The organism is Mucilaginibacter sp. Bleaf8, assembly GCF_018390515.1.
Taxonomy (GTDB): domain Bacteria; phylum Bacteroidota; class Bacteroidia; order Sphingobacteriales; family Sphingobacteriaceae; genus Mucilaginibacter.
The window spans coordinates 329,427-354,031 of sequence record NZ_JAHBBK010000002.1 but is presented as its reverse complement, the minus strand read 5'-3'; the positions used below and the strand labels follow the sequence as shown (position 1 = coordinate 354,031).

The window sequence follows — 24,605 nt, the reverse complement described above, 5'->3', positions numbered from 1 at the left end:
CATCAATTAGAATTTTAGTCTGCTAATTAACACGACCTTATTAATGTGAAAGATACACTATTTAAATTTTCAGAACGTATGGCGTGTAAATATCAAAACAAAAGCCAATCCTTTCAACAAATATTAGTCTGGTACTTTGAAACAACATTATTACACTTTGAAGTAGTAGATCCGGAGCATTGTATCAAATTATCGCAGCTTATATCCGGATAGCTTTCTGCTTACTATTAACTATTATTAAGTTAACCTATCAAGCGGTTAACTACTTTATTGAGCGTAAGACCCTGGCAAATCACCGAAAAAACAACGATGAAAAAACTTGCCGTGATAATAAGTTCGCGATAAGGCGTATCGGGTAGAGATAGGGCCAGCGCAACCGAAATACCGCCACGTAAGCCTCCCCAGGTTAATATAAACAAATTATTGAGATGGATATGCAAGGTACGGCGCAACAAAATAACAGGCAGTAAAATACTGAGCAGCCGGGCAAGCAACAGTACAAAAACTGCTATAAACCCTATCCATAAATAATCCGCAGTAAAAGATACCGTTACCATTTGCAACCCGATCAAAACAAATAAAAGTGTGTTCAGCAGATCGTCGATCAGTTTCCAGATACGACCAAGATATTCACCCGTTTTTGGATCGGCGGCCGACTGATCAAAGCAACGGCTGCCCACCAGCAACCCTGCTGCCACCGCCGCCAGCGGAATAGAAACATGCAATAAGCCAGATAATAAACAGATGGCCATAACCAAGGTAATAGAAATAAGTACAATGGTTTGAAAATCGTTTACTACACGCATCATGCGGTAGGCCACCCAGCCCAGTACGCCGCCAAGCAGCAAGCCACCAAACACTTCCTGCGCAAACAATAATGCGGCTCCGCCAAAAGAAAAACTTTTACCCGGAATGGTAGCAATATCCAGAAAACTGATAAACAACACAATACCAATACCATCGTTAAAAAGTGACTCGCCTGATATGATAGTTTCCAGTCGCGATGGCATTTTTGACTCTTTTAACAGAGCAGATACGGCAACAGCATCTGTTGGGGCTATAAGGGCGCCAAAAATCATACAATAAATAGCCGGCAGCTGCACGTCAAACCAACCTGTTACATAATACAACATACCAGCAAAAAGCATTGCCGAAATGATTACGCCAATGGTGCTGATCGTTAAAACGCTCCGCATATTTTCACGCAGCTTATTTACATCAAAATGTAATGCGCTGGCAAAAAGCAAAAAGCCTAACAGGATATCAAGTACCGTTTTAGAAAAATCGATATCATCAGAAAGTGTTAAAACCAAGTTGGTGAATAACGGAAAAGCTTTACCGGCAACCAGCGTAATAATGGCTGCCACAATAGCCAGCAGCATAACCCCTATCACGCCGGGCAACTTGATCCAGCGGGCATTGATAAAACTAAACAAGGTACTTATCCCGAATAAGAGCGTAACAATTTCAAATACTTCCATCAAATAATCAGTAATCAGGTAAAACCATACCTATATATAACGCCCTGTAGCATTTTTGATTTACAAAATTCAATTACTTACCCTATTAGGCTTATGCTGAACCTGTTACATCCGGTAATCTGCAGTTGGGTTTATCACTGCCTGTTTTATTCCATTTATATTGCTGGCAACTCATTGCCCTTTTTGTGCACTTCAATGCTTAAGTTGATCCGTTCATGCAGATAAAGTTGGAACGCACTAAAGGTTACAGTAATTTAGTACCATCGGTTTAGTGCCGTTATGTTATGAATAAAAAGATTTTATTTGTTTTAGTTGCCCTTCTCCCCTTCAGGCTGTCGGCCCAGTCGCCCTGGTCGTTAAAATCCTGTATTGAATATGGCCTGAAGAACAACCGCAGCAACGTAGTTTATGAAAACGAAAAGCGCGCTGCTGATGCCAAGGCCAAAGAAGCATTAGCGGCTTACCTGCCCAGCATCAGCATGACCGGTACACTCGACGATAACCTGAAAGTACAGGAAACTGTCATTCCGGCCGGCGTTTTCAGTCCTACCGATATCCGGGTAGCGTTTACCAAAAAGTTCAACGCCAACGGCTATGCACAGCTTGATCAGGCTATTTACGACCAATCGTTAATAACCGGACTGAAAGCCAATAAGTATAACACGCAGCAGGCCGATCTGAACAAGCAGCAAAATGAGGAAACAATCATTTACAACATCAGTACGGCTTATTACCAGATCAAGGTATACCGCGAACAGTTAGATTTATTAAATTCCAACCTGGAAACCTATCGCAAGCAGATGGAAATATCTGCCTTACAGGTAAACAAAGGCGTGGCCTTGCAAAAAGATCTGGACAAAGTAACGGTTGATTATAACAACGCCGTATCGCAGATCAGGGTAGCGGAAAGCAACTTAACATTAAGTGAAAATCAATTAAAATACGCCATGGGTTATCCTATCAATAACCCGATTGTTGTTGACAGCACTGCCGCGGCTAAAGATGTACAAACAGTTGCCCCTGCGCTTACCGAAAGCAATATGTTCTCGGCAGCCAACCGTACCGACTTCCGCATATCAGAGATCAATGCCAAGCTGCTTGAAATTGATGAACAACGCCTTAAAGCAGGTGCGCTGCCTAAACTGAACGGTTACGCCAAATACGGTGCAATTGGTTTTGGTGATAACCTGGGGCCGGCTTTTTCAAGCGTGTCCAGCTACTCCTCTATCGGTTTAAGATTGAATATACCCGTGTTTGATGTTTTTAAGCGGAGTGCACAGGTTAGCCAGGCTAAATACAAGCGTCTGAATGCGATTGAAAATCTTAAGCTTGATGAAGGCAAATACCAGTTAGAGTACGAGAATGCCCGCACCAAAATGCTTAAAGAACAAAGCAACGTTGAAAATAACCGGCGCAATATTGAACTGGCGCAGTCGGTATTCAGTACTACCAATCTGCAGTACCAGAAAGGCACTACCGATTTAACCGATTGGCTGAACGCGCAAAACTCCCTCAAGGAAGCACAAAACAACTATCTTAACTCCCTTTACCAATTCTTTTTAGCACGCATAGAACTGGAGAAAGCAGGCGGAACCTTAAAAACCTTTTACACGGCCCTATAAATCAGCAAATGAAAACTAAATATATTGTAAGTATTGTTGTTGTAGTGATCATTGCACTGATCGTTTACAAACTATCAGTCAACAAAAAAAAACTCGACGAAAAAAACAAACCGGTACAGGTTACCAACGTTCGCATACCGGTTAAGGTAGCTTCGGTAAAAGAACAATTGCTTGAGATCAGCATCCTGAAAACCGGTAACCTGGCCCCTTTTAAAGAAGCAAAAGCTCTTGCCGTAACCGGGGGCATATTGCAGCAGCTGCGTTTTGATCTGGGCGACCAGGTAAAGCAAGGCCAGGTACTAGCTATTACCGATACCCGTGCCATGCAGCTGGAGCTGCAAAAAGCACAAAGCAATGCAGCCAAACTACGCAACGATTTAAATACTTACACCGAACTTTTACAAGGCAAAGCTGCTACCCAGGAAAAAGTAAACGACCTGCGCCAGCAATATCTGGATGCTGTGAATCAGGTAAATCAATCGCGCAAAAACCTGGGCGACGCAGCTATAAAAGCGCCTACCAGCGGTATTATTTCGGCCAAGGCGGTTGAGCAAGGCGTATTTGTGAATGCAGGAGCCGAGATAGCAACTATTGTAAACTTGTCGAGAGCTAAGGTACAAGTGAACCTTACGGAGGCCGAGGTTTACCAGATCAATCAGGGTCAGAAAGTAAAAATCACTACAGATGTATATCCCGGTAAGGTATTTAACGGCACAGTAAGCTTCATCAGCCCGCAGGCGGATCAAACCCACAACTATATGGTGGAGATTATGGTTGACAATACACAGAAATCTATCCTGCGTTCAGGCACCTTCGTTTATGCCGATTTTTCTAAGAAAACACATCAGCAGGTTATTGTTATTCCGCGTGAGGCATTAACAGAAAGTGTTAAGAGCGCCAGCGTATACGTAGTACAAAATGACGTAGTTCATCAGAAAACCATCCAAACCGGCGCCGAAATGAGCGGCATGATTCAGGTGATCAGCGGCCTGAACGTGGGCGACGTGGTAGTAACGTCCGGCCAGATCAATTTGAAGGACGGCAGTCAGGTTAGCATATCTAAATAAGATTTTTCCGTTTATGTCAATAGCAGAAGTTGCCGTTAAGCGGCCATTATTAATTATTGTAATATTTACCGTATTACTCTTGTTCGGGGCATTGAGCTACTCTAAGCTCAATTATAAATTACTGCCCAACATTGAGGTAGCTACGGTATCGGTAAGTACCGTTTATCCGGGTGCTTCGGCCTCTGAGGTTGAAACCTCGGTAACCAAAAAGCTGGAAGATGCCTTTGCATCGGTTGAAGGTTTGGACAAGATCAGCTCCACTTCGCAAGAAGGTGTATCACAAATCACGGTTCAGCTTAAAAGCGGCACGAATGTAGACAAGGCCGAACGTGATATACAGCGCAAGGCCGATCAGGCACAAAATGATTTGCCTGATAATATAGACCGCCCGGTGGTCAACAAAATTAACCTGGAAGAGGTGCCGGTTATCCGTGCCGGTGTAACATCAAACCTTGCGCCTAAGGCTTTATATGACATGGTTGATAAAGAGCTTCGCCCTGTGTTGCAAAACGTAGGTGGCGTAGGCCAGGTAAATATCATTGGCGGTGATGAGCGCCAGATACAGGTAAACATTGACCAGGGCAAGTTACGCGCTTACGGTATGAGCATTACCCAGGTGGCTGATGCCATTAACAACGCCAACCAGTCGTTCCCGGCAGGTAGTATTGAAACCCAAAATCAGCAGGTATCTATTCAATATGATGCCAATGTAGCATCGATTGACCAATTGCGCGAACTGATTGTGCAGCAACGCCCCGGTGGCGGTAGTGTTTACCTGAAAGATATTGCCGAGGTAGTAGATGCCACAGCCAAAGAAACAGCTATAAACCATATTAACGGTTTACCTTCCATCGGTATACAGATCATTAAGCAAACAGATGCCAACGCCGTGAATGTGAGCGAGGGTGTTAAAGCAAGCTTTGCCCGTATTGAGCAGCAGTATAAATCAAAAGCACTGAAATTCACCGTATCGAGCGACCAGTCTACCTACACCCTGCGTTCGGCCGATGCTGTGATGGAAGATTTAATAATGGCGGTGGTGATTGTAGGTGTGGTGATGCTGGCATTTTTGCACAGTTTCCGCAGCTCCATGTTTGTGATGGTGGCACTACCGTCATCTATCATACCAACGTTTATTGCCATGTATATGATGGGGTTTTCCCTGAACCTGATGACGCTGATGGCAATGTCGCTGGTGGTAGGTATTTTGGTGGATGACTCCATTGTGGTATTGGAAAACATTTACCGCCACCTGGAAATGGGTGCCGACCGGATGAAAGCAGCAATTGAAGGCCGTAGCGAGATCGGCTTCACCGCAATGGCCATTACTTTGGTTGACGTTGTGGTGTTCCTTCCGCTGGCTTTATCCGGTGGTATCATCGGTTCCATTCTGAGAGAATTCTCTTTGGTAGTGGTATTTTCTACCCTGATGAGTTTGTTTGTATCGTTTACAGTAACTCCCATGCTGGCAAGCCGCTTTGGCCGCCTGGAACATTTGGATAAAAGCACCCTTTGGGGTAGGCTAAACCTCGGCTTTGAGCACATCATTGATGTTATTAAAGAGAATTATGGCAGAATGCTGCAAGCTACTCTGCATAAAAAGCGCTACCTGTTATCCGGTGTTATTATCCTGATCATTGGCTCACTGATGCTGGTTGGCAAGGGTTTTATCGGTGCATCGTTCATTCCATCCGGCGACCAGGGCGAGCTGGTAATTAACCTGGAGCTGGAACCGGCAGCATCTATTTACCAAACTAACATGGTTACCCAGCAGGTAGAAAAAATGATTATGGACCGACCCGAGGTTGACAAGGTTTTCTCGAGCATTGGTTTTGTGAGCGGTGGTGTAGTAGGTACCGGCAATAATGCCAACCGTGCCGAGCTTACCATTACCCTGGTTGATGCCAAGCAACGCAACGTAACCGCCGAAGAATTTGGCGTGCAGATGCAGCAGCGGCTGAGTGTGGTTATTCCGGGGGTTAAGGTTACCGCATCGCCAACCTCTATCACAGGTAACGCCAGCCAGGCTCCCATCCAGATTGCCATCAAAGGCGTAGATCTGAAAGCGGTGCGCAGTGTAGCCGAGCAATATCAGAAAATGGTAGCCACCGTGCCCGGAGCTCAATTTGTACAGCTATCTGTTAAAGACCAGAAACCACAGGTAGAAGTGAAATTGAACCGCGAGAAAATGACCTTGCTGGGCATTAATGCCGGCCAGGTGGGTGCTGCTTTACAAAACGCATTTAGCGGTAATGATAACAGCAAGTTCAAGCAAGCGGGCAATGAGTACGATATTTTGGTGAGCTTGGATCGCTCAAACCGGTCAAACATCAATGATGTACGTAATCTATCATTCACAAACAGCGACGGCGAAAGCTTTGTATTGAGCCAGTTTGCCGACGTGAAAGAAGGCATGGGCGAAAGCGTGCTGCAGCGCAGCGACCGTATGGGATCAATCACCGTAAATGCCAACGTAGCAGGCCGCCCAACCGGTACCGTAGCTAATGACATTAGGGCCAAAGCCACCCAAATAAAAGTACCCGAAGGTATAACCATTGAATATTTAGGCGATGTAAAAAACCAGGGCGACGCCTTTGCCAGTTTAGGCTTAGCATTAATTATCGGTATTTTATTGGTATACCTTATTATGGTGGCTTTGTATGAAAGTGCCATCTACCCTTTCGTGGTTTTATTTTCCATACCGGTTGCGCTTATTGGGGCCTTGCTTGCCTTAGCCTTATCAATGGAAACACTTAACATCTTCTCCATTATTGGTATGATTATGCTTTTAGGCTTGGTATCTAAAAACGCAATTTTGATTGTGGACTTTACCAACCAGCTGAAAGAAGAAGGCCGTTCGGTTGATGAGGCCTTAATTGAGGCTGGTAAAGAACGTTTACGTCCAATTTTGATGACTACCCTGGCCATGATTTTAGGTATGTTGCCGATAGCAATCGCAAGCGGGGCCGGATCGGAAGTGAAGAATGGTATGGCTTGGGTCATCATCGGTGGCTTAACCAGCTCCATGATTTTGACCCTATTTGTAGTACCAGCCATGTACCTGATTATTGAACGGTTAAAAAACCGGTTCAGTAAAAAGCAGCCGGAATCAAAACTAAGCACCACTTAGGCTTTTAGCCTAAATATATACAAAGCCGGACGATGGCAGAACGGTAGTATTACCGGTAACAGATATACCTACTGCGGGTCACAGTGGTAAATCTGTTACCTGCCCGTCCGCGCTTTAACCTTTCAAACCACACTATCATGAAACTTATTTCTCCCTGTATCGGGCTATTATTCGTAATGGCCAGCGCAAGCTATGCCCAAAACAACGCTGCAGCGTACCGCAAGCGCATGATGGACTCCATTAAAAACGTTTACCTTACAGAAGCCGCTATCCGAAATCCGGCATTACGGCAAATCACGGTTTCAACCGATGTTATAGCAAGCACCAATATCAAAAGCCAGCTGTACGGAAACGAATTGTTTAAGGGCAAAGTAAGCCAAGTACGTACCACTGCGCTGTTTACTATGCCGGTAAAATCATGGGGGCGCAACTCAGTATCGGCCACGGCCGGCATATTTCAGCAACACATCAGTTTAAGCGATATTACACCCTACCAAGCCACGGCAGCACAGCTTGAAGGGTATACTACCAATAAAGTTACGGTGGGCATTACCGCCAATTACATCAGGTTAGATTCGCTTTTCGGTCGTCCGGTTGTGTACATGGCAACCGTGTCTGGATTAACCAGTCAGTCGAATTCTATTCAAAAGCTAAGCTATCTGGCCGGCGCCATCTTTACGCTCAAACAAACACCAAGTGTAAGGAGTAGCCTTGGTTTTCTGATCAATATAGACCCATCTATAAATGTACCCTTTGTGCCTATTTTTACTTATTGGCGTAAGTTCAATAATGGATTAGAACTTAATGTAAACCCGCCCCAACAGGTTAATGTCAGAAAAACTTTATCTAAAAACTTATGGGCCAGCTTTGGTACATCTTTGGCCGGCTCGGTTGCTTTCTTCAAATTTACACAACCGGGCATACCCCAGGATGCCAATTACAGCACCATTGAGCTAAAAACCGGCCCCGGCGTTGAATACCGTTTTGCGAAGAAGTTTATTTTTGGCCTGAATGCCGGGATGTTATCCCCTATCCAGTCCCGCATATTTGAACGCAGCCAAAAAACCAGCGAGTACTTTATCAATAACAAAGTAAGCAGCACGCCTTTTGTTAATTTTACGCTGGCTGTACTGCCGTTTATCCATAATTAGCGGCTAATAAACCAGAGGCATTTCAGCGGTAAAATTGTACATTTCGGGTTTAAATACAGCACCGGGCAGCTACTTATAGTTACCTTTGTGTATGTTCCGTAAATACCAACTTAAGTGGTGCTTTATCATGATCGGTATCCTGGCGTTTGGCTCGCTGGTATTACGGCCGGGAACCTTTTCATTGCTAAACGCCGGACAGTATATTGTACATGCTGCATCAATAACCACCACTCTGCTCTGCTGCTGGTTTATACATACCTATTTAAAACAATCCCCCCTGCCTAACCTGAGTGGCTTTGCCAACGCCATGTTTAGTATTGCATGCGGAACTGTTGCCGTGATGGTGTTAGCTTGCATAACAGCCCTGCTTATACCCCACCAATACATGTTTCCTGAAAACAGGTTCCGTTTTAACTATACAGATTTGCCACGGCGTATTATTACCTCGTTCTTTGCGAGCTCTATTTGCTATGTGGTTTACAATAACATAGATACAAGCGAAAGATTACAGCATGCACAGCTGGAAAACGAACAGATTAAGCAAGCCCACCTGAGGGCGCAACTGCTTTCGCTGCAACAACAAATTAGTCCGCATTTTCTTTTCAATTCCCTAAGCACCCTCAAAACCATTGCTACCGACAGCGATACGAAAAACTTTGTGGTGCAGCTGTCGCACGTATATCGCTACCTGCTAAGCTTTAACGAACGACAGGTATCCAAGCTGTCCGAAGAGCTGGCCTTTATTCGCTCTTACCTGTACATTTTACATCAGCGCTTTGAAACAGCCCTGAATGTGAGTATTGAGGTACCTGAGCAGTATCTGAACTATCTGATTCCGCCTCTATCCATACAGCTGTTAATTGAGAATGCTATAAAGCATAATGCGCTTTCATCCGAGCAGCCATTGGATATCAGCATCTGTGTAAACAATAAAGAAATGCTGGTTGTTAGCAATACTTCGCGCCCTAAAAAAGTGCCGGCCGAAAGCACGGGCCTCGGTTTACAAAACATTAACGATCGCTTTCGCCTGCTTTTTAACGAAGGAATTGACATTAACCGCACGCCGGAGAGCTTTACCGTTACGTTGCCACTAAAGCCTTATGAACGTTATTATCATTGAAGATGAACCCAGAACAGCCAAGGATTTGAATGGCATTCTGACAGGATTGGACAGTACGATCAATGTGCAGGCTATGCTCTCGTCGGTTACTGCTGCTATAACCTGGCTTAAGGCGAACCCTGCCCCCGATCTCATTTTTTCTGATATACAACTGGGCGATGGGTTAAGCTTCGAAATTTTCAAAGAAGTACCCATCAATGTTCCGGTAATATTTTGTACGGCATTTGATCAGTACGCCATTAATGCTTTTGAATCGAACAGTGTTGATTACCTGCTAAAACCTATTGAAGAGGATATGGTGGAGCGCAGCTTGCAAAAGTACCACCGCATAAAAGAACATTATGCGGGCAGCACTTACGCCAGTAATCTGAGCAATGTAATTACGCAGATGGATGTTACCTACCGGCAATCCATATTGGTACACTATCGCGAAAAAATCATACCCGTTAAGGTTGCAGACTTGTGCTTTGTACACGCCAGCAATGGCATAGTAATGCTCCATACGGTTAACAACCAGGACTTTGCCGTTCAGTACACGATTGACCAGTTGGAAACCATGCTTAATCCCATACAGTTTTTCAGGGCCAATCGGCAGTTCATCATCAACCGGGATATGATACAAGACATCGAACATTTTTTTAACCGTCGCCTCATCTTGAGAACGCATTGCCAAACGCCAGAAAAAATTATTGTAAGCCGGTTAAAAGCGCAGGAGCTTTTAAGATGGCTGGAGCATTGATAGTAATAGACACCATTCTCCAGACTTAGATTATTCCTATAGTTTTATATTTAGCATATCGTTTAAAAGACTCTTACTTTCCTGATAATTAGTTAAATACGAATATTGATCTCACTTCCGAAGAGTATTGAGCAACATATACAATGCCCATGCTGCTGTTCGTAGCCGACCAATCGCTGTCCGTTTTTGATACAGCCACAGATTATAAATATACACAAGCACCTTATTTACAGTATCTTATCCACAAGGAACAGTTCTTGGAACGTTTACTTATATATTAGTTCTGTCTTCCGATAAAAGCTATCCACCATGTTTAAAAATTATATCACAATTGCCTGGCGAAACCTGATGAAAAGCAAGGTATTCTCTTTCATCAATATTTTTGGACTAACGATCGGCATTACTGTCTGCATGATGATTTTCCTGCTGGTGGAAAATGAGTTCAGTATGGACCGCTTCCATCATAACGGTGATCAGATTTACCGCGTAATGCGGCATTTTAATACCGATGGCAAGCAAAGCGATGTGGCTTATCTATCTGGTTTATATGCACCTGCGCTGCTGAACGACTATAAAGGTGAAGTTGAAAAAGCTATTCGGGTAAACCCTACAGACAATCTGATCACGATTGGCACTAATTCTTTTCATGAAAAAAAGGTATTGGATACGGACCCTGAGTTTTTTAGCTTTTTTTCTTTTCCGCTGATCACAGGGAATAAAGCAACAGCACTGGCCAATCCACAGAGTGTTGTGTTGACAGAAACAACTGCCAAGAAGTACTTCGGTAGCGTTAGCAACGCCCTGGGAAAGACAATTACGGTCGATAAGGCGCTTCCTTTGACGGTAACTGCTGTGGCAAAGGATGTACCCGGCAATTCCCATTTAGATTTCAACCTCGTTATACCACTTGAAAATTACAAAGACAGAAGCTGGATGACCAGCTGGATTAATAATGGAATTTATACCTACGTTCAGCTCGCTCCTGCTACGACGAAGGCACAACTTGAAAAGCAGCTTCCCCAATTTATGGATAAATACATGGGGGCGTTACTTAAAGAAACCGGCTTTCATTTTGGACTTAGCTTAATCCCGCTCAAAAAAATATATTTTGAAAACGCCAGCTTTGACAGTGCCAAACATGGTGATAAGACCATGGTGTATGTTTTCCTCTCTATAGCTATACTCATTTTGCTCATTGCCTGTATCAATTTCATGAACTTATCTACCATCCGGGCTACAGAAAGATCTAAAGAAGTAGGCATACGTAAGGTGATGGGGGCTTTACGAAATAATTTGATCAGACAGTTCATTGGTGAATCCCTACTACTAACGGCTATATCATGCCTGATTGCAGTTGGATTGTTAGAATTGGCACTGCCCTGGTACAACCAGTTACTTGACTACTCATTAGAAGTATCATGGAACAGGTGGCCTATTTACACCTTTCTTTTTGCAGTCATGATCATTGTAGGCGTACTTGCCGGATGTTACCCGGCCCTGTTTCTCTCTGCATTTTCACCCATACAAGCGCTGAAAGGCAAATTGAACTTAGGGAAAAGTGGCTCAATGTTAAGGCAGGTTTTGGTAGTTATACAATTCAGTGTTTCTGTTTTCCTTATTATAGGCGTTATGGTCATCACCAAACAAATGCGCTATGTAAAAAACAAACAGCTTGGTTATAATCAGGAGCAAACAGTGATTGTGCCGGTATACAACGACGAAATATACAATCATCTGGAATTATTTAAGAATGAACTACAAAATGATCGCCATGTACAATCGGTATCGGTGATGTCTGGCGTACCTGGCGGTTATTTTGATCGCCATAACTTTGATGTGCAGGGCCACCAGGAAAGGTTACAAGCGCGTACTGAATTTGCTGATTTTGAATTTGTGAAAACCCTTGGGCTTAAAGTAATTGCCGGACGAAACTTCTCAGCCCAATTCCCTACCGATTCAACGGATGCAGTTCTGATTAACCAAACCGCTGCGGCCAAGTTTGGTTGGACTCCCGGACAGGCTGTTGGCAAATGGATAAAAAACACTATTCGAGATGGTAAAAGCCGCAGGATAGTGGGCGTTGTATCAGACTTTAATTACCTCTCCCTTAAAGAAAACATAGATGCACTGGTTATATCGCCAGCTAAAGATCCACGGGTTATATTGATCAAGCTGCAAGCCGGAAATATAAAATCCAGCCTTACCATGATCAAAAACGAGTATAGCAAACTAGCACCAGCTTACCCGCTGGAGTACCATTTTTTAGATCAGCAGTTTAATGAGTTATATCAGAAAGACTTGCGTCAGCAAACTGTGTTGACACTATTTGCCGGGCTGGCTATTTTTGTGGCTTGCTTGGGCCTGTTTGGTTTGGCCTCATTTACAGCCACCAAACGATTTAAAGAAATTGGCATCCGAAAAGTGCTTGGCTCATCTGTTTCCGGCATCGTAATTCTTTTATCCAAGAACCTGTTAAAACCAGTATTGATTTCTATGGCAGTTGCTATACCAATCGGCTATTTGGTGATGGACAACTGGCTTCAAAATTTTGCTTACCGCACCAGCCTCCCCTGGTGGGTTTTCTTCTTATCAGCAGTTATAACTTTGAGTATTGCACTCCTCACCATCAGCTTTAAGGCAGCCGAAGCTGCGTTAACCAATCCAGTAAAGAGTTTAAGGGGCGAATAAACCTGAGTACGAAAAAGCTAAGCAAGCTCATAATTAAGTTCTGAACGGAATAGACTTCATCAGACCTAACGATTTTTATTAATGGCACACGCTATGCAGTGCTGATAATATACGACCAAATTGAAAAACTTTATTAAAAAATAGTAATGATTTCTAACCCCAATTAATAGAACACTTTGCATCTCTCCAATAACTTCAAGGCAGTATTGTGTTAGCTCTAAATATTAGGTTAGGTGGCATAATTTTCAGTAACCAAAGTCCTCGGTTGCCGGCGCATGTGCAACTGCATGCTATTTTTAAAGATAGTTGTGAAACAAACACGAGATGAAACCGAAAAGTTCATAAACGATAACGATGAAACCGGCTGATAATATTTGCATATCACCAGCCGGGCCATTTATTATTATTTCCAGAAATTGTTCGCCTGCGCAATGGTGGCAAATTCGGTTGCTACAGTTTGCCCGATAGCGATCAGCATCATCGGATCGGATGCATAAACCTCCCTGAGTTTTGCCCGAACCTCCGCATCAGGCTACGTAGTTTTGATGATCAAACGCGCCATTTTAATGGCCAATGCACGGCCCTCTTCCGGGGTTGAAGTGATGAGTGAGTTATCCGGTACTAATATGATTTCTTCTGCCATGGTGGAGTTAATTAAAATATTTCTAATAAATGGAAATCAGGTTGCCTGTACGCTGCAATAGCACCGCACCGCCAGATAACGCTCTGCATCTAACGCTGCCATACAGCCACTTCCGACTGCTGTAATCGCCTGGCGGTAAATGTGGTCTTGCGCATCGCCACAGCAAAATACACCTTCAATATTGGTGGCGGTTGAACCAGGTTGCGTAACGATATAGCCTGTTTCATCCATCGTAATCCAATCATGGAATATCTCTGTGTTCGGGCGGTGACCAATCGCTACAAAGAAACCGGTAACAGCCAATTCATTTACAGCTAAAGTTTCACTTATATTTAATAATTACTAACAAGGAACGTTTTTAGCAGATTTTTCGGGACATTATACCGGGCCTGCTCTGGAAAGCAGGTCTGCAGGTTATATTAGCAAGAGGAAGGCTTGATTACTTAGTGATATAGCATTGTAGAGCTACATTATTAATTTACTTTGAAACTGCTTTTCTCGCTTATAACGAGCTAAGCAATGCCAAACACTTCAACAATTACAGGTGGCGTCAACAATGTAAATACAAAAGTTTAAAACTTTCAGCAAAATCAAAGGTTTCGAAACTGAAAGGTTTTTTATCCACGATTTGATTAACAGCATGATAGAGACGACCAGTACTACTGCAGCTATAAGATTTATGTTTGTATGTGAAGAAGAAATCGTCTTTTGCACTTCTGATTTAAACGCTTATAAAGCCTATATCCATCCACATGACATTGGCCAAATCTCCAGCGGAGATCAGTTGGAAGTTTCAGATAAACCTTTTAATATTGATAGTATTCAGATAGAGCATTACTCCTGGCCGATGGAGGGACATGTATTAAATCAGGTCGGCGTTCTGTATCCTTATACCATCAACATTACCTTAAATTTATCAAGGCTTTTCGATGAGTGGTAGCAAGTAAGACGGAATTTGGAACAGCGGCATTGATGAAGTAGCCGCATGGATTAGGATTACTACCCTATAAATTCAGCTAACCTTATATGGCTAAACCGGCCCTTCTGTATGATGTTTTCGCAGTGATAGTTGGATATTTAAGCTATTTAAAATATCCCGAATAAATTGCGCTTTGATTTTCAAAGGTAAACAGGGATTCACAGCAATAATTTTTTCTACAATACATTCAGTTTTATGAGCCCCTGCAAATCTATGGGCACTTGTCGTCTCCCCCGGAAAAGATGCTGCCCGCCTTTTATCTATGCAGAATCAAGTCAGTGAAGATATTGCAAAGTCTGGCGAGTTTCCAATATCCTCACAGTATAACAACTTTAATAATACTTTGGAAATTACGCTTTGTAAATTCCCTGCAAAAATGTTTTAAGCGGAGTCAACGTTCTCCCGATCAGTTTTTCTATATCTCCACTTGTTATATCGGCATCTCCTTGTGCCTGTGCCAGCACAATGCCCATAAATTCTTCCGGAATACCTTGACCGGTTTTCCTTAAGCTGTCTCTAAATTCCTCTTCTGTAGGCGAAATGTAGCTGATGGCCTTGCCGGTTATTTCTGAAATGTAACCAGCAACGTCTTCATAACCGTAAGCCTCAGTGCCAACAAAGTGGTAAGTTTTGTTTGTATGTCCTTCCGAGGTCAGAACCGTTGCAGTAGACTCCGCCATCTCGGCGCGCAAAGCCAGGCTTATCTTTCCATTGCCCGCCGGCAAATAAATTGTTTCCGTTTCCAATACATTACCGATAAAGTAAGGGAGATAATCCATGTACAATCCGTTTTTCAATAGCGTGTAGTTTAAGCCGCTTTCTTTTAGCCATTGTTCCGTTCTGATATGTGCTTCTGCAAATAGCCAAAATGGGGAACTGGGTGTAACGGTTTTAAAAGCACCACTGGTATAAGTAACATGTTTCACGCCTGCTTCCTTGGCCGCATTCAGAACTCTTTCATGCTGCGACGTACGATTAGGCAGATCTGTTCCCGAAACGAACAAAAGCTTGTCTATTCCGCTGAATGCTTTAACCAGCGAAGGATAATCGTTATAATCTCCCAGGATAATATTCATGCCTTTTGCTTTGAGCCCTTCGGCTTTTTTTTCGCTTCGCACCAGTGCTGAGATTTGACTGGCATCGATGCCTTTTTCAAGTAAAAAATCAATAACTAAACCCCAAAGTGTCCGTTTGCTCCTGTAACTAAAATCATTGTTTTAAATTTTTATATGAATAAATTTATCTTTGTTTCACAAAGAAACTCTTTTAGTTTCTTAAAGTAACCTGTTACCAAAAGGTAACCGGCTAAATAGTGGTAACGACATGGTAACTAAGGAAGAGGTCTGCAGGGACTTTACGGCATGCCCAATAACGGCAACAATGGAAGTGATTGGCGGAAAATGGAAGCCGATCATCTTGTACAATCTAACTTTCGGAACCAGGAGGTTTGGCGAAATTCTGGTGCGGATTCCGAGCATTTCCCGCAAAGTATTAACTGAGCAATTGAAAGAACTGGAAAAAGACGGATTGGTTATCCGCAAACAATATGAAGAAATGCCGCCACGGGTTGAGTACTCGCTTACCGAAAGAAGCAGAGGCTTGGTAGCTGTGTTTAAGGAAATTTCGGACTGGGGAATAAAAAACCTTCTATAAGACTCCTGCTTATGTTGAGTGGGCTTATTGCCATCAACCATCCGGACTTATATACTTATATAAAGAGATTATTCGGAAAATAGAGACTACCTCTTTTGATATACAGTTTATGACCGAAGTACCTTACTGATCAAGCCATCTCTTAAAAAAATCAGCTCGTTCTTCAGTTACAATCACATCTACCCCTTCAGGAGCCGCTGGCTGCAATATGATTCTAACCCGGTTTCTTGATAGCATATACATCTTATTAATGGATGTTATATGAAGAATGAATTTACGACTGATACGGCAAAAATCTTTTACATCTAATTGTGGTTCCAAACTGGAAAGGGTTTCATCAATTATAAATTGCTGCCCCTCACGTGTAACCAGAAAAAGATACTTATCTTCTGCCATAAAATAAGCAACCTCCGATACATGAATGGATTTAATCAGCTTTCCTGATTTGATCATAAAACGGTTGCGGTACTGGCCAGGGGGAATAAAAGCAGGCTGGGGCGAGGCACCGGACACATTGCGGATAAGATTGAGTTTATCTAAGGCGTTTTCCAGTTCCGCTTTGTCATAGGGTTTCAGGAGGTAGTCGATGCCCTGATTTTTAAATGCCTTCAGTGTATACTGATCATAAGCGGTTGTAAAGATCACAGGTACGGTGACCTTTACTTGTTTAAAGATGGAGAAACTTTCGCCGTCGCCAAGGTGAATATCCATAAAGATAAGTTCAACCTGGTTTCTTTGTAACCAGTGTACCGTAGCATCAATGGTTTCTAACACTGCCGATACATGTATTGCAGGATCGATTTCCAGCAACATCGCCTGCAGCATGTTCGCTGCCAGTTCCTCATCTTCAACAATTAAAACATTCATACGCTGCAATAACGCAGCTAATGTAAGAAGAAGTTGTTAATTACAACTTCTTCTTACTATCACTATAATTTAAAGATTAGGGTTATTAGCTCGTGCTTCGGCCGGAAAGCGAAGGGTATAGCGCGGGTCATTTTTTTGTAGGGTAAAGGTACGGCCATCATCAAAGCTGTGTTCCAGTTCCGGTTGTCCGTACCGGCGCAAATCATACCATCTGTGTCCTTCCAGGGCCAGTTCCCGTTCGCGTTCTTTTACAATTTCCTGCAGTAAAGCGGTTTTGTCTAACGCAGAAAGGCGGGCAACTTCTGCCTGGTAATACACTGGTTTTAAACGTTTGGCTTTTAAAGCCAGCAAACTGCTAAGCGCCACAGGCTTGTTGTCTGATTGTAAAGCCGCTTCTGCCTGGATCAAATACAATTCCCCGTTTCTGAAAGAGATCTTCTTTTCATTGGATCCTCCTTTTAACGATACAGTACTTCCGAAAGACCTACCGAAATAAAGCGGATATCTCAAGTCATCCTGTTGATTGTATATGCCGAGTAAGTGGGACGAGATCATAGATGCTGAGGTGATGCCCGCATCAAAGGCATTTTCCATAGACATAATGTTTTCTTTAGACCGAAAGTTATTCGGCAATAGCGCTCCCGATGCATTCAAATCTTCCAGGTCGCCGTTTACAGACAGTACTTGTTGGCAAGAAGCCAGCGCTTTGTTCCAGTCGCCCATAAATTCATAAACACGTGCAGCAAATGCTGTTGCGGCCCGTGTTGTGAACCGGTAATTAAGTCCTGCATCAAACTTTGAAACGTTCAGTAGTTGCTGACCTGTACTGATATCGGCCAAAACCTGTGCATACACCTCCGCTACTGTTGATGGCTTGTAGTTCTGCTCCAGGTCAATCTTCAGCGACAGTACAATACCTTTGTCGGTAGCCGCTGTGGCAGCATTGTAAGGTTTAGCATAAAGGTTCAATAGTTCAAAATGAGCATAGGCTCGTAACAAATAAGCTTCTCCTTTAATCTGTGCTACTTCGGGCCCGTTACCGGCCTCTTTTTCAATCTCGGCAATGATGTGGTTGGCATTAAAGATAACGGTGTAGAAGGAAACATACTGCATTGGCGCTGTCAGGCCGTCGGCAGAGTTATCGTTCCAGGTATAAATATCTTTATAGGCCGGGAAGTTAGTTCCGTATTCATCCAGCGTCAGTTCGTCCGTACGCACAGCCAGTAATGATTTATGTGCCGGGAAACTACCATAAGCCGCTGTCAGCATTCCCCTGAAGTCTTCGGTGGTTTTAGGAATAACCCGACCAACCGGCTCAATATCTAAATATTTATTACAGCTGCTTACCAGTGCAACAACAACCAGGGCAGCAGCAAATTTTATAATCTTATTCATCTTTGTTCAAATTAAAATGAGGCGTTTAAACCGAAGGAAATACTTTTGGTAATAGGTTGGGCATAGATGTTACCATAGGTTTCCGGATCGAAATACCCTTTGTAGTTAGAGCCGAATACGAATGGATTCCGGGCTTCAACACTAAACCTGATGCTGTTGGCCTTGATGCGCTTGGCTATACCAGTTGGCAGTGTGTAGCCCAAACGCATCGTGTTAATGCGCACGTAGCTCATCTTTTTGGCATAAATATCCAAACTTCTGAAGGTAGATACCGGGTCGCCGTTGTTAAGCCAGTAATAAGCCATCCAACGGTTCTCATAGGTATCTTTGCCAAAAATAGCGGGAAGCTGGCTGCCACTGTTTGGACTGATAACGGAAAGCAGATCTTTTGAATAATTCTGACCGCGATCCAGCGTTGCCGGATTGTAGGCCGGTTGAGCCGTTACCCATTGATTAAGGTTGAAGATGGCTGTTGCTGCAAAATCGAAATTACCCAAGCGTATACGGTTGGTCAATCCTCCTGTAAATTTCGGGTCTCTGTCGCCAATGTAAGTGTATAGCCCTTTGTATCCGTCGGCAGTAAGTTTTGACTCTGCTGCTTCGCCAGGAAAGAAATCAGCATAAGGGTCATATAACTGATAGAAGTCTTCCAGGCTAAGTACCTGTCCGTCTTTTTGGAACAACGGCAATCCGTTGGCATCCAAACCGGAGGTTTTTAAAACAAACAGTGCATTTACCGGAAGCCCCTCACGGGTTGGTACCCGCTGACTGGCAAAGGCCTTCTCCCTTAAAACCTTGCTTTTGTTATGGCTTATGTTGAAATCAGTTGACCAGCTAAATTTCTTGGTATTAACATTTCGGGTAGAGATGTTCACTTCCACACCTCTGTTTCTGATTCTTGCAAAATTGGAGTTGGTAAACTCAAAACCGTTTTCCAGTTGCAAAGCTTCAGAGCCGATTAGGTCTTTACCGTATCGGTTATAATAATCTACAGTTACCTGCAGTGCATTTCTAAACAAACCTAATTCCAGACCGGCGTTGAAGGTCGATGTTTTTTCCCATCTCAATTTGTTATTTGGCGGGCTGGTAACAATCACACCAGTTTCGGTACCACCTGGTAAAATGGTCAAATCATCATAACGGCCTATAATTTTTGGCGAGGTGTTTTTATCAACGTTTCCCTGCAAGCCATAAGAAGCGCGGATACGCAGGTTAGAGATGGCGTTAATATCTTTGATGAAAGACTCTTCTATAGCGTTCCATGCTCCTGATATAGAGTAGATGGGCAGATACCTGTATTTAGGATCTACACCAAACAAATCCGAGCCATCGTAACGTATACTTCCGTATACGGTATACCTGCGGTCATAAGTATAAGAGAGGGTACCATACGCTGATGCAAACGCATTTTCAACATATCCTTTTCTGTAAGCACGGAAGTTTTGGTTGCTTGCAAAGTCAGCATTAGGAAATACGATATTGGTGTTGGTTAACGTGCGCTCGTTGAAACCAAATCCCCTCGTAGTCAGATCCGTGTTCTTATTTTTCCGTAGCTCTGTTCCTGCAACGGCCTCTATTTCATGCTTTTTTGCAATGGTCTTGCTATATTCTGCAAGCATTTTCCAGTTGTATTGGAATAAGGAGGTTTGATCATTTTGTATGGCAGCACCTACCGGCAGAAAATACTCATACTTTTTAGTCGCTGAGTTATAGTACCTGGTAGACTCTTTCAGTTTACGACCAGCGTATGAGTTAGCGCCCATATAGCGTTCGCTTCCGGTTTCTTCAAACTGCAAGCCTAACTGTGAGCTGAGCTTTAAATTGTTGTTCAATTTATAGCGCACATCAAAGATGCCTTTCAGGCTGCTATTGTTTAAGCCGTAGCGTGTGTTCTGCCTTTCTTCAACCGCATTGAATGGAAGGTAAACATCGCCACTGAAATTACTGGTTCCAAAGATGTCCTGATCATACGCATAATTTCCATTCGCGTCATAAACCGTTTGATACGGATTCACATTTCTGGAATAATTTGAAGGATTGGTACGTGCGTCAACTTCAGTCAAGTAGCTTTTGCGGATAGTTCTCGACCCGAACAAGGCTGCACCTGCGGTGAATTTTGAAGAGATATTAAAGTCGGTTTTTAACGTAACGTTATACCTTTCAAGTCCTGTGCCTTTAGTAGCTCCCTTTTCGTTGTAATACCCTGTAGACAGGTAATAATTAGCAGCATCGCTGCCACCCGACAGGCTTAAACCATATTGCTGGTTCACGGGTGCCTGGTAAAGCTCGCGTCCCCAGTCAGTATTATTCTGCCTAAGGGCATTGATTTGATTTTGAGTTGCTGAATTTAGTGCGGAGAAGCCGTTAGCCCGGTAATTGGCCAGTTCATTATTGGCACCCAGAATCCTGGCAATGGCGCCTTGCTTGTCCCTATAGTTCAAATCCGCACGGCTTGCCAATGCTAATTCAAAATCAACCTTTTCTGACGCATTCATTAAATTGAGCTTACCAAGATCAGGACGTTGAGCCACAAACGTGCTTGCGTTAAAGTTGATTGCAATCGGGCCTTTCTTACCTTTCTTGGTGGTAATTACTATTACACCATTAGAGGCTCTTGCACCATAAATGGCTGTTGCAGCAGCATCCTTTAATATTGTTATATCTGCAATATCATCAGGATTTAACCCGGCTATAGGCAAATTGCGTAAGGCATCGATATTATCCTTGTCATAGATATTCGGCAAATTGGTTCCCTCAAGAGGTATACCGTCAAGTACCCATAAAGGGTCCTGCCCGCCGTTCAATGATGCCGTACCACGAATCCGGATTTTTGGTGCTGAACCCGGACCACCGCTGATGTTAGTTACATTCACGCCGGCTACCTGCCCTTGCAGCATTTGATCCACACCAGAAACGCCCGTTTGCCGTATCTTATCGTATTCTACCAGGCTGGTTGCAACTGTACTTTTACGCTTTGAAACGCTGGTGTAACCGTTAACTACAATATCATTTAAAGCGTTATCACTGTTAGACATTTTGATATCCAACGAGCTTTTGTTACGGATATCAACCAGTATGGTATTATACCCTAAGTAACTTACACGTACAGCAGTGGTACCTTCTGGTACACTTAATTTAAACTTTCCTTCCGTGTCGGTAATTGTACCGATCACCGAATTGCGAATTATGCCGGGCATATCGGTTTGCTCGCCAATTAAGGCTTTATCGACGAAGACCGAAGCTCCAACGATCGGTAAGCCTTGGGGCCCCGATACTTTTCCGGTGATGGCCTTGAGTTTCTGGCTGTATGCAGCAGAACTGATGGCCAACATTAACAGTAATAGTTGTATTGGTTTAATCATATTTAAAAATTAGGAGGTTGAATTACTATTTTATTTAATCTGCAAACTTTGTTTGATGCGTAGGATCAGGTCCTGATAGTGTCCTTTATTGGTGTTATCTACTTTTTGCTGGCGGCTTTCCAGCAAATCAAGTATGGTTAGCAGTTCTGATCGCTTCAAAGCCGCAGCTTCCGATGTACGGCCCATAGCGCTTACATAAATATTTCTAAGCTCGGGCAGGCTCATCAGGCTGCAAAAGTCTGTCGAATCATTTTGTCTTAAATCGATCAGGCTTCTTTTCGTTACCTTATCCAACAACTTGTCGGTGCTTACCAATAATACATCCACATAATTTTGCTGTAGCATGCGGTCCAATATATCCAAAGGTTTTCCGGTAACCGTCTTGTCAAAAACCGAAGTACGGATATCATTTAAAAGCTGGGCCGCTGTGTAAACATTTGCGTTACCATACAGCATTTCCATTTCCAGCATACGCAGCAAGCGTTCGTCGCTGCTCAGGCTATATAAAATACTATATTGAAATTCCCGTCTCAAACTATATGGCGCATACTCAAAAGGGCCAAGTGGCGTATCCTTAACCGGGAAGGTCTTGCTCAACAACTCTTTATTGAACAACCATTCCGGCATACGGAAAACTTCGGATTTAAGGTAAGCAAGTGCTTCCTGCTGCACTTTGACAGGAACCGGTGTATAGGCGTTTTTCTGGTCGCCGGCTACAGGGTTTTCCAAGTAGTAACCGCCAATGTTCGCGGTTACATGTTCGGCGTAGGTTTGCCATTGCCCAAGGGCGGCCATATATAATTTACCGGCCTGGTAGTAATCCTCCCCCTCATTGGCCGACCATACAGCAATTTGCGGGATAAGGCGCTTTAAATTGGCCAGTCCGTAACGGCTTGCTTTAACTGCATCATCGCCCAAATCTTCGGATTGCGAACGGGGGTCTATAATATTGGTGCTGGCCTGTTGCTCCCCATAACGGTAAAGCGGATCATGAGCATGCTGGTCTATCCACTTCCTTAATACAGGCACCTCTTCATGTGCATCCTCAACAGGTAACCAACGGTATCCCCAGGCTATGGCATATTTATCATAAACGCCTATTTTGGGTGTGATGTTGGTTACGCCATCGCCAGGTTGGGCTACATAATTGAACCGGGCATAATCCATAATGGATGGTGCCGTTCCGCCCATGCGTTTGGTAAAAGAAGGCGATCTCAAAGAATCGACAGGAAAAGCGGCAGAAGCACCCATATTATGCTTCAACCCGAGCGTGTGACCTATTTCATGGGAAGACACAAAGCGGATCGCATTACCCATCTTTTCATCCGGTATGTTATTTCCTCTTACCTTCGGATCAATGATTCCGGTTTGGATGCGCATCCAGTACTGTACAGAGGTCATTACGTTGTGCCACCAAATTACGTCCGACTCAAGGATTTCTCCTGAACGGGGGTCAATCACGGCTGGCCCCATCGCGTTTGACTTGGGTGAGGCCGCATAAGTAATTTCCGAATAACGCACATCGTCACCATCAAAGTTTGCTGTGTCGGTTACTTCTTTGGCTTGTATGGCATTCTTGAAACCTGCTTGTTCAAAGGCTTTTTGCCAGTCATGAACGCCGGCTATGATATACTTCCGCCATTGCCGTGGCGTAGATGGGTCAATATAGAAAATAATGGGTTTAACCGGTTCCACCAGTTCGCCTTTCAGGTACTTCTTCCTGTCTTCCGGCTTGGGTTCCATACGCCAGCGGGTAATCAGTTGCCTGCTTTCCATTTTATGCTGCTTGTCTGAAAAGTACCAGCGCGGAGAACTAAAAAATCCCACTCTTGGATCAGCAAAACGGGGGTGCATCGGCTTTTTAGGAAGTAATAACAGGTTGGTGGTCACATTCACACTGATTGGAATGCTGTTTTGCCCTTCTGTAACCCGTGTACTCATCAGCGAACGTACAACAATGTTTTGAGGAAAGGTTTTGATTCGCTCGATACCTGACAGGGCCGTTTTTGGAGAGGTTCCTAAACCGATATCGGTAAATACATCGTTGAAGCTTTTCTCCGTACCATCAAACACCTTATTCACTTTTATAACTACCGCTGTAGAATCTGGATTATAAGACTCTATTTTGAATGACTCGATGACAGAGCCGATAAAGTTATCGCGTACGGATTGGGTAATGGCATCGCCGGAAGCCGACTCGACCTGCGGAACAATGGTTTTTACCCATACCGTTTTTGTCAGCGGATTGTGGGTGAAACGAATTACCTTATTTTCAAAATTCATACCCTTGTTGAGGCCCGATTCATTAAGGGCAAGCGGTACGGAAGACAGTTTATTCACCAGCAAAAAGTCGGCTTCCATCAAACTCAGCGGAATTTCAAAATAATAATCTGCCTCTACCTGGTGCACCTTGAACATGCCGCTCCAGCTTTTGGCTTTTTTGAGCAGCTCATTATAATTTTTTAACTCCTTTTTTTTAGTTGTATCTGTTTTGGTTTTAGATGTGTCTTTCCCAAGCGACTTGGAAGACGGGTTGACCTTATTTTTTGTTACTTGACCGTTCGCCAAAGTTACTGCGAATGTTAAGGAAAGGAAAATATAGAAGACTTTGTTGGAAAACATCTTCTAATATGTTTTAACATTAAGAATTTACGTAAGGCTTTGGAGTGAAATTGCTGATTTGAATATTGAATGCGTAAAAAAAGCGA

General features: G+C 43.5%; 15 protein-coding genes and 2 pseudogenes. 9 read left to right on the top strand and 8 right to left on the bottom strand.

Annotated elements, in window-relative coordinates; translation table 11 throughout:
• Positions 1–242: 242 nt before the first annotated feature.
• Positions 243–1,481 (bottom strand): cation:proton antiporter, encoded by a 1,239-nt coding sequence (locus KHS38_RS10425; RefSeq protein WP_213488502.1) that lies wholly within the window; start codon positions 1,479–1,481, stop codon positions 243–245.
• Positions 1,482–1,765: 284 nt separating this feature from the next.
• Here KHS38_RS10425 and KHS38_RS10420 point away from each other — a divergent pair, with 284 nt between their 5' ends.
• The 7 genes from KHS38_RS10420 to KHS38_RS10390 all read left to right on the top strand — a co-directional run bounded on the left by KHS38_RS10420 (position 1,766) and on the right by KHS38_RS10390 (position 12,998).
• On the top strand, positions 1,766–3,103 hold the full coding sequence (locus KHS38_RS10420) for a TolC family protein (RefSeq protein ID WP_213488501.1): 1,338 nt from the start codon (positions 1,766–1,768) through the stop codon (positions 3,101–3,103).
• 8 nt (positions 3,104–3,111) lie between these two features.
• Positions 3,112–4,170 carry an efflux RND transporter periplasmic adaptor subunit gene (locus tag KHS38_RS10415; RefSeq protein ID WP_213488500.1) on the top strand — a complete coding sequence of 353 codons (1,059 nt, stop codon included), beginning with the start codon at positions 3,112–3,114 and terminating at the stop codon, positions 4,168–4,170.
• Between the two features lie 13 nt (positions 4,171–4,183).
• On the top strand, positions 4,184–7,300 hold the full coding sequence (locus tag KHS38_RS10410) for an efflux RND transporter permease subunit (RefSeq protein ID WP_213488499.1): 3,117 nt from the start codon (positions 4,184–4,186) through the stop codon (positions 7,298–7,300).
• A 137-nt stretch (positions 7,301–7,437) separates the two neighbouring features.
• Positions 7,438–8,451 carry a hypothetical protein gene (locus KHS38_RS10405; RefSeq protein WP_213488498.1) on the top strand — a complete coding sequence of 338 codons (1,014 nt, stop codon included), beginning with the start codon at positions 7,438–7,440 and terminating at the stop codon, positions 8,449–8,451.
• Between the two features lie 91 nt (positions 8,452–8,542).
• Entirely contained in the window at positions 8,543–9,571 is a 1,029-nt protein-coding gene (locus KHS38_RS10400; protein WP_213488497.1) for a sensor histidine kinase, read from the top strand.
• Positions 9,552–10,310: a LytR/AlgR family response regulator transcription factor gene (locus KHS38_RS10395; RefSeq protein WP_213488496.1), complete on the top strand. Its 759-nt coding sequence runs from the start codon at positions 9,552–9,554 to the stop codon at positions 10,308–10,310. Before KHS38_RS10400 ends, KHS38_RS10395 begins: the two co-directional genes overlap by 20 nt.
• A gap of 309 nt (positions 10,311–10,619) precedes the next feature.
• The gene (locus tag KHS38_RS10390) at positions 10,620–12,998 is read left to right on the top strand and encodes an ABC transporter permease (RefSeq protein ID WP_213488495.1); all 2,379 of its coding nucleotides are present in this window, start codon (positions 10,620–10,622) and stop codon (positions 12,996–12,998) included.
• A 403-nt stretch (positions 12,999–13,401) separates the two neighbouring features.
• On the opposite strand, the pseudogene KHS38_RS10385 reads toward KHS38_RS10390, so the two are convergent.
• A pseudogene (locus KHS38_RS10385) lies at positions 13,402–13,641 on the bottom strand (hexameric tyrosine-coordinated heme protein).
• Positions 13,642–13,677: 36 nt separating this feature from the next.
• A pseudogene (locus KHS38_RS10375) lies at positions 13,678–13,944 on the bottom strand (NAD(P)/FAD-dependent oxidoreductase); the annotation flags it as partial.
• Positions 13,945–14,281: 337 nt separating this feature from the next.
• Between KHS38_RS10375 and KHS38_RS10370 the strand changes: the two are divergent.
• Positions 14,282–14,581 (top strand): hypothetical protein, encoded by a 300-nt coding sequence (locus tag KHS38_RS10370; protein WP_213488493.1) that lies wholly within the window; start codon positions 14,282–14,284, stop codon positions 14,579–14,581.
• Positions 14,582–14,970: 389 nt separating this feature from the next.
• Here the strand turns inward: KHS38_RS10370 and KHS38_RS10365 are convergent, their stop codons facing one another.
• Positions 14,971–15,789: an SDR family oxidoreductase gene (locus KHS38_RS10365; protein ID WP_213489048.1), complete on the bottom strand. Its 819-nt coding sequence runs from the start codon at positions 15,787–15,789 to the stop codon at positions 14,971–14,973.
• A gap of 154 nt (positions 15,790–15,943) precedes the next feature.
• Between KHS38_RS10365 and KHS38_RS10360 the strand changes: the two genes are divergently transcribed.
• On the top strand, positions 15,944–16,273 hold the full coding sequence (locus KHS38_RS10360) for a winged helix-turn-helix transcriptional regulator (protein WP_213488492.1): 330 nt from the start codon (positions 15,944–15,946) through the stop codon (positions 16,271–16,273).
• Between the two features lie 123 nt (positions 16,274–16,396).
• Here the strand turns inward: KHS38_RS10360 and KHS38_RS10355 are convergent, their stop codons facing one another.
• The 4 genes from KHS38_RS10355 to KHS38_RS10340 all read right to left on the bottom strand — a co-directional run bounded on the left by KHS38_RS10355 (position 16,397) and on the right by KHS38_RS10340 (position 24,465).
• The gene (locus KHS38_RS10355) at positions 16,397–17,140 is read right to left on the bottom strand and encodes a LytR/AlgR family response regulator transcription factor (RefSeq protein ID WP_213488491.1); all 744 of its coding nucleotides are present in this window, start codon (positions 17,138–17,140) and stop codon (positions 16,397–16,399) included.
• Positions 17,141–17,209: 69 nt separating this feature from the next.
• Entirely contained in the window at positions 17,210–18,535 is a 1,326-nt protein-coding gene (locus KHS38_RS10350; protein ID WP_213488490.1) for a RagB/SusD family nutrient uptake outer membrane protein, read from the bottom strand.
• A gap of 11 nt (positions 18,536–18,546) precedes the next feature.
• Complete coding sequence (locus tag KHS38_RS10345; RefSeq protein ID WP_213488489.1) at positions 18,547–21,897, bottom strand: SusC/RagA family TonB-linked outer membrane protein; 3,351 nt, start codon at positions 21,895–21,897, stop codon at positions 18,547–18,549.
• A 30-nt stretch (positions 21,898–21,927) separates the two neighbouring features.
• On the bottom strand, positions 21,928–24,465 hold the full coding sequence (locus tag KHS38_RS10340; RefSeq protein WP_249665354.1) for a zinc-dependent metalloprotease: 2,538 nt from the start codon (positions 24,463–24,465) through the stop codon (positions 21,928–21,930).
• Positions 24,466–24,605 lie beyond the last annotated feature (140 nt).